Genomic DNA, 6,755 nt, shown 5'->3' on the forward strand with positions numbered 1-6,755 from the left:
CGCGCCCGGGCGACCGTGGGGCTGTGCGCGACCCAGCTCGGGGTGCTCGAACGGGCCGTGGAACGCACCGCAGACTACGCGCGGGAGCGCGAACAGTTCGGCAAGCCGATCGGGTCGTTCCAGGCGGTGCGGCACCGGCTCGCCGACGCCCACCTCGACGTGGAGGCCGTCCGGCTGACGCTGTGGCAGGCCGCCTGGCGGCTGTCCGAGGGCGCCACGGGCGCGGACGCCGCGCAGGAACTGGCCACCGCGAAGTACTGGGCCTCCGAGGCGGGCCACCGGGTCGCGCACGCGGCGGTCCATCTGCACGGCGGGGTCGGCATCGACACCGACCACGAGATCCACCGCTACTTCGTCGCGGCCAAACGCACCGAGTTCACCCTCGGCGGCGCGACCGCACACCTGCGGCAGCTCGGCGCGGCCCTGGCCTGAGTCCGGGCGGGCACGCCCTCATCCGGCCGACCCCTCCGGCGGGCCGTCGGTGCCGGTGGCGACGTTGCGCCGCAGCGTCTCCAGCAGGTGTTCGAGCCGCGCGGTGTCGTCGGCGTCGAGTCCGTCGCGCAGTCGGCGGTCGAACGCGACGGCGGCCTCGCGCATCCGGTGGAACGCCGCGTCCCCCGCGTCGGTGAGTTCCACCAGGTGCACCCGCCGGTTCGCGGGATCGCGGCGGCGGGTGACCAGCCCGTGGGACTCCAGGGTGTTCAGGTGCTGGGTCAGCGTCGCGCCACGGATCCCCACGGCCTCGGCCAGCTCCCGCTGATTCGCCACGGGCGCGGACTTCAGCGTCCTCAGCACCAGCCAGCTCGGGCGCGAACCGCCCGCGTCCGCGAGCACGTCGTCGAACGCCTGACTGACGGCCTTCGCCGTGTTCGCGAGCCGGAGCCCCAGCGGCGGTCCCGACGGACGCTGTGTCATGCCACGCACGGTAGCACGCCACCATGAGCACCCTAACAATTTGGCACCTAATGGTTCGTCGACTAATGTTTGCGGGACCGGCCGTCGCAGGGAGGAGGGTGTCCGATGACGGGAGTCGACGTGCGCGCACCGAGGTGGTCCGCGCGGTTCGGACCACGGGCGCGCAAGAGTGCCCTGGTCGTCCACATCGTCACGGCGGGCGCCTGGATCGGCATCGACGTGGTGTTGGCGGTCCTGGTGTTCACCGCGCTGACGACCGACGACGTGGACACGGCGGCGGTGAGTTACCAGGCGCTCGAACTCTTCGCGCTCTGGCCGCTGTTTCTCACCGGCCTGGCGTGTCTGGTGTCCGGGCTCGTACTGGGCGCCGGCACCCGGTACGGCGTCGTGCGGTACTGGTGGGTCGTCGGGAAGCTGGTGATCAACGTCGTGTTCGTCGCCCTGGTGCCGCTGGCGCTGCGGCCCGCGGTGACCGAGGCGGCCGGGTACGGGCGTGCGATGCCGACCGCACGACCCGCACCCGAGGCGCTCTCCGACCTGATCTTCCCGCCGATCGTGTCGCCGCTGGGGCTGCTCGCCGCGGTGTCGCTGGCCGTGTTCAAACCGTGGGGTCGGGTCCGGCCCCGGCGCCACTGAGCACCCCCGGTGCTCACAGGCGGGTGCTGAGCACCCCCGGCGCTCCCGGGCGGATGCTGCGCACCCGCGGCGCTCACAGGCGGGTGCTGAGCACCCGCGGCACTTTCAGGCGGGGAGGACGGGAACCACCCAGCCGTCGTCGGACTCCGCCCAGTCGGCGTCGGCGCTGCGGTTCCAGCCCGCGTCCCGCAGATGCTGCTCGGCCTGCGCGGGCCCGGTGGTCTCGGCCGGGAGCTCCAGGACGGTGACCGGGGTTCCCCGGTCGTCCCGGACGATCAGGTGCGGGGCTCCTCCCGGTCCGGCGACGATGAAGTGGGCGTTGTTGGCCATGGGTCTCCCCTCGTCTGCGAACGGTGCGGTACGACCCCGGAAGGGGCGTACCGCACCGTCGCGGATAACCCGGGCCCGCACCGGGTAAACGGGGACTCGGCGTGGATCACATCGGGTTCGCGGCCCCGTGTCCCGCACGGGCCAGGCGCATGCGGAGCCCGTGGTAGGCGGGCTTGGGCGAGTAGTCGTCCCACAGCACCGTCGCCGCGCCCTGCCCCTCGAAGAACACCGGCACCCAGGAGTACCGGTCGGGCACGCCCCAGATCGTGAACGAGTCGCAGCCGTCGACGTTCAGGCAGGCCGTCAGTGCCCGCCCGTAGTAGTCCGCCTGGCGGCCCAACTGGTCCCGGGTGGGCACGCCGCTGTCCGGGAGCTCCATCCGCACGTCCAGTTCCGTGACCGCGGTGGCCACGCCGAGGTCGTCGAACCGGCGCAGGTTGTCCTCCATGTCCGCGGGGAAGCCGTAGGACAGGCTCAGGTGCGCCTGCGCGGAGAAGCCGTGCACCGGCACACCCTCGTCGCGCAGGTCGGTGATCAGCGCGTAGTAGGCGTCGCTCTTGGCGTTGGTCCCCGCGACGCCGTAGTCGTTGAAGAACAGGTCCGCCTCCGGGTCGGCCTCGTGCGCCCAGCGGAAGGCGTCGGCGATGATGCCGGGGCCGAGTTCCCGGATCCAGATGTTCTCCTCCGTGCGCAACGCGCCCTGGGAGTCGAAGATCTCGTTGGCCACGTCCCACTGCTGGATGCGCCCGGCGTAGCGGCCCACCACCGTCGTGATGTGCTCGCGCAGCATCGTCCGCAGCTCGTCCGCGGTGAAATCCCCCTGCTCCAGCCACTCCGGGTTCTGGCTGTGCCACAGCAGGGTGTGGCCCCGCACGACCTGGCCGTTGCGCTCGGCGAAGTCCACGATGGCGTCGGCGGCGTCGAAGTCGTAGACGCCGGGCTCCGGGCGGAGGTACTCCCACTTCATCTGGTTCTCCGGTGAGAGCGAGTCGAACTGGGCGGCCAGCTCCCGCCGGTACCGCGTGTCCGAACCGAACGGGTCCGGATAGGGCTGCTCCGCGTGGTGCCCACCACCCGCGACGGCGCTGCCGATCCGGAATCCCTCCGGGGCGAACCGGCGCAGCCCGGGTGGTCCGGGGTGGGGGTGTCCGGGGCCCCCGAAGTGCGGATTCCCGGGACGGGACTGCCCCGGCTGGTCGGAACCGGCACCCGCGGCGCCGGGAACGGCCGCGGCCGCCGGGGCGGTGAGCGTGGCCGACACGGCAGCGGTGGCGAGTGCGGCGGTGACGAGGCGGACCGACTTCATCGGCGTCTCCACTTCGGCGAATCGTGCGATATGTTTTCGGAAATGTTTCGGAACCGATCGAGTGGATCGGAGCGTAGATCCGGCTGCGCGGAATCGTCAAGGTCGGCCCGTGGATCGCGTTGTTGACAGCATTGTCCGGGCAATCTACGTTCCCTTCGGACGAACGGTATCGCCGAAACTTTTCGGAATTCGGTTCGAAGTAGACAGGAGAGTCGGATGCCCGACACGCGCACACGGACCCGGACCCTGGCCGGACTCCTGGCCACCCTGCTGGCCGTCGTCCCGGCACCGGCCCCGGCGGCGGCCCAGGATTCGGCGGCCAACGATTCCGCGGCCCGGGATTCGGCGGCCACGGCCGCCGGGGCGGACAGCGGAATCGTCGACTCCACCCGGCACGGCGGGCGGGCCGTCGGGCTCACCTTCGACGACGGACCCGACCCCGAGGACACCCCCCGGCTGCTGCGTGTCCTGCGCACGCACCACGTCAAGGCGGTGTTCTGTCTGTGGGGTGAGCACGTCCGACAGCACCCGGACCTGGTCCGGCGGATCGTCGCCGACGGGCACACCCTGTGCAACCACACGATGCGGCACGACGACCTGAGCACCCTGCCGCCCGACGAGATCCGCGCCGACCTGCGCCGCACCAACGCGGCGATCCGGGCGGCGGTGCCGCACGCCCGGATCCCCTACTTCCGCGCGCCCTACGGCGCCTGGGGCGACTCCCCACGGGTCGCCGCGGACCTGGGGATGCAGCCGCTCGGCTGGCGACTCGCGGTCGAGGACTGGAACCCACCCGGGACGGACGAACTCGTGCGCCGGATCCGGGAAGGCGTCACACCGGGAGCCGTGGTGCTGCTGCACGACGGGGGCGGCGACCGCAGCCAGACGGTCGACGCGGTCGCCCGGATCGTGCCCCGGCTGCGCGCCGGAGGCTGGCACTTCGCACTCCCCGCCCCGAGGCCACGCCCGTGACGGGTGTCCGGCCCGGGTGGTCTCAGCGGCGTCGGCCGATGCGCTGCGCGGCGTCCCGGATCTCGCCGACCAGTTCCTCCAGCACGTCCTCCAGCGCCACCACACCTTGCCGGGTGCCGTCGGCGTCCACGACCCGGGCCAGATGTGTGCCGCGCTGCCGCATCTCCCCCAGGGCACGGTGCAACGGATCGGTGGGGCGCAACGTGGCCATCCCCCGCAACCGGCTCCCGGCGACCGGCCGGGTGCGTTCACCGGGGTCGGACTCGAGGACGTCCTTGAGGTGCAGGTAGCCGAGCAGGCTCCCGTCCTCCCCCGTCACGGGGAACCGCGAGAACCCGGTCTCGGTCGCGCGGGCCTCCACCTGCTCGGAGGTGACGTCCCCGGGCACGGTGACCAGTGCGTCCTCCGGGATCAGCACGGAGCTGACGGTGCGTTCGTGGAAGGACAGCGCGCCCGTGAGCAGTTCGTGCTCGCGCGCGTCGAGCAGCCCTTCCCGCCGGGACTCGGCGACCAGCGCGGCGACCTCCTCCTCGGTGTAGGTGGAGCTGACCTCCTCCCGGGGCTGCACCCGGAGCAGGCGCAGCACACCGTTCGAGACCGCGTTGAGCGCGACGATGACGGGCTTCAGCACCCACACGACCGCCGCCAGGGCCGGGCCCAGCCACAGTGCCGCCCGGTCCGGACCGGCCAGGGCCAGGTTCTTCGGCACCATCTCCCCCAGCACCATGTGCAGGAAGACCACGATGAGCAGGGCCAGCGCGAAGGCGACGGGGTGCAGCAGCGCGTCCGGCACACCGGCCGCGGCGAACGGCACCTCCAGCAGGTGCGCGACCGCGGGTTCGCCGACCGCGCCCAGCCCCAGCGAGCACAGGGTGATGCCGAGCTGGGCCCCGGTCATCATCAGCGTCACCCGCTCCATCGCCCGCAGGGTGGTGCGCGCGCGACGTGACCCCGCCCCGGCCTTCGGCTCGATCTGCGTCCGCCGGGCGGACACCAGGGCGAACTCCGCACCGACGAAGAACGCGTTCCCGATCAACAACGCCACGGCGATCAGGATCCCGCCCATCACCGGAGTCCTCCGGACGTGGCGTCCGTGTCCGGGGGGCCGACCTCGTCGAGATCGACACGGTCCACCCGGAAGCCGTCCATCCGCCGGACCGTCAACCGCACCGTCCGCTCCCCCGCCGACACCTCCACCCGGTCCCCCTCGACGGGGAGCCGGTTCAGCTCGTGGTTGATCAGACCACCCACGGTGTCGTAGTCCTCCCCCTCCGGGAGCGGGACGCCGGTCAGCTCGGCGACCTCGTCCGGACGGAGCAGGCCGGACAACCACCACGACCCGTCGGCCCGCCTGCTCGCCTTCACGGCCGTCCGGTCGTGCTCGTCGGTGATCTCACCGACGATCTCCTCGACGAGGTCCTCCAACGTGACCACGCCCGCGGTGCCGCCGTATTCGTCGGCGACGATCGCGAGCTGGAGACCTCCCCGGCGCAGCAGCGCCAGCAGTTCGTCGAGCTGCATCGACTCCGGCACCAGCACGGACGGCACCATGACCTCGGACACCGTCCGCCTGCCGCGCTCGTCGACGGGGACGCCGACCGCGTGTTTGAGGTGGACGACGCCCACGGGGTCGTCCGCGCCGTCGCCGAACACCGGGAACCGGGAGTGGCCGGTCCTCCGCGCGAGTGCGCTGACCTCCGCCACCGGGGTGTCCGGCCGCACCGACCGCACCCGCCGCCGCGGGGTCATCACCTCGGCGGCGGTCCTGTCCCCGAAGGCGAGGGACCGGGTCACCAGCCGGGCGGTCGGCTCGTCCATCGTGCCCTGCGCCCCCGAGCGTTGCACCAGCGAGGCGAGCTCCCGCGGCGACCGTGCCGAGGCCAACTCCTCCTGCGGCTGCACACCGACCCACCGCAGCAACCGGTTGGCGCTGCCGTTGAGGAACCGGATCAACGGCCCCGTCGCCGTGGTGAACCCGCGTTGCGCACCCGCGACCGCCCGGGCCACCCGCAGCGGGCGTGCGATCGCCAGGTTCTTCGGCACCAGCTCGCCCGCCAGCATCTGGAACACCGTGGCCGTCACGAACGCCACCGTGAACGACACCGGACCCGCGGCCGCCCCGAGCCCGACCGTCCCGAGCGGTCCGCGCAGGATCGTCGCCAGCGAGGGCTCCGCGATGAAACCCACGATCAGACTCGTGACGGTGATGCCGAGTTGCGCCCCGGACAGCTGGGTGGACAGCGACCGCAGCGCCGCGAGCACCCCGCGGGACCGGCGGTCGCCGGCCTCCGCCTCGGTCTCGACGGTGGCGCGGTCCACGGTCACCAGGCTGAACTCCGCGGCCACGAACAACGCGTTCGCCGCGACGAGCAGCACGGCGACGACCAGCAGGACCCACTCGGTCACACGACACCCCCGGCCGGGTTCACGACTCGTGACACTCCGATATGCCCGGGATCGTCGCCGTCCATGTCCGGGGCAACGGAGCTGTGCGACGCGCGGTCCCCCGGGACGGCGGTCCGCGTCGGGTGCCGGACGGCACGCGCCCGGGGCATCCGCGCCGCCACCGGGTCACCCGCGTCACGGCGCGGGGACC

8 protein-coding genes are annotated in these 6,755 nt (G+C 72.6%); 3 read left to right on the forward strand and 5 right to left on the reverse strand.

Going from position 1 to position 6,755, the window contains the following annotated elements; translation table 11 throughout:
* Positions 1-432: acyl-CoA dehydrogenase family protein (locus SACPADRAFT_RS34095; protein WP_007025897.1), on the forward strand; the 432-nt coding region annotated here is incomplete at its 5' end.
* A gap of 18 nt (positions 433-450) precedes the next feature.
* Here SACPADRAFT_RS34095 and SACPADRAFT_RS0216915 read toward each other — a convergent pair.
* Positions 451-915, reverse strand: coding sequence for a MarR family winged helix-turn-helix transcriptional regulator (locus tag SACPADRAFT_RS0216915; RefSeq protein ID WP_007025896.1), 465 nt, complete (start codon positions 913-915; stop codon positions 451-453).
* Between the two features lie 105 nt (positions 916-1,020).
* Here SACPADRAFT_RS0216915 and SACPADRAFT_RS0216920 point away from each other — a divergent pair, with 105 nt between their 5' ends.
* A complete protein-coding gene (locus tag SACPADRAFT_RS0216920; RefSeq protein ID WP_007025895.1) occupies positions 1,021-1,551 on the forward strand; it encodes a hypothetical protein in 531 nt (176 codons plus the stop codon).
* 105 nt (positions 1,552-1,656) lie between these two features.
* Here the strand turns inward: SACPADRAFT_RS0216920 and SACPADRAFT_RS0216925 are convergent, their stop codons facing one another.
* Both SACPADRAFT_RS0216925 and SACPADRAFT_RS0216930 read right to left on the reverse strand, forming a co-directional pair.
* Complete coding sequence (locus tag SACPADRAFT_RS0216925) at positions 1,657-1,881, reverse strand: hypothetical protein (protein WP_007025894.1); 225 nt, start codon at positions 1,879-1,881, stop codon at positions 1,657-1,659.
* A 106-nt stretch (positions 1,882-1,987) separates the two neighbouring features.
* Positions 1,988-3,187, reverse strand: coding sequence for an endo-1,4-beta-xylanase (locus tag SACPADRAFT_RS0216930; RefSeq protein ID WP_007025893.1), 1,200 nt, complete (start codon positions 3,185-3,187; stop codon positions 1,988-1,990).
* A gap of 216 nt (positions 3,188-3,403) precedes the next feature.
* Here SACPADRAFT_RS0216930 and SACPADRAFT_RS0216935 point away from each other — a divergent pair, with 216 nt between their 5' ends.
* Positions 3,404-4,159, forward strand: coding sequence for a polysaccharide deacetylase family protein (locus SACPADRAFT_RS0216935; protein WP_007025892.1), 756 nt, complete (start codon positions 3,404-3,406; stop codon positions 4,157-4,159).
* A gap of 22 nt (positions 4,160-4,181) precedes the next feature.
* On the opposite strand, the gene SACPADRAFT_RS0216940 is transcribed toward SACPADRAFT_RS0216935, so the two are convergent.
* Positions 4,182-5,225 carry a hemolysin family protein gene (locus SACPADRAFT_RS0216940; RefSeq protein WP_007025891.1) on the reverse strand — a complete coding sequence of 348 codons (1,044 nt, stop codon included), beginning with the start codon at positions 5,223-5,225 and terminating at the stop codon, positions 4,182-4,184.
* Entirely contained in the window at positions 5,225-6,565 is a 1,341-nt protein-coding gene (locus SACPADRAFT_RS0216945; protein ID WP_007025890.1) for a hemolysin family protein, read from the reverse strand. Before SACPADRAFT_RS0216945 ends, SACPADRAFT_RS0216940 begins: the two co-directional genes overlap by 1 nt.
* Positions 6,566-6,755: the final 190 nt, after the last annotated feature.

It is taken from the genome of Saccharomonospora iraqiensis subsp. paurometabolica YIM 90007 (assembly GCF_000231035.2).
GTDB lineage: Bacteria > Actinomycetota > Actinomycetes > Mycobacteriales > Pseudonocardiaceae > Saccharomonospora > Saccharomonospora paurometabolica.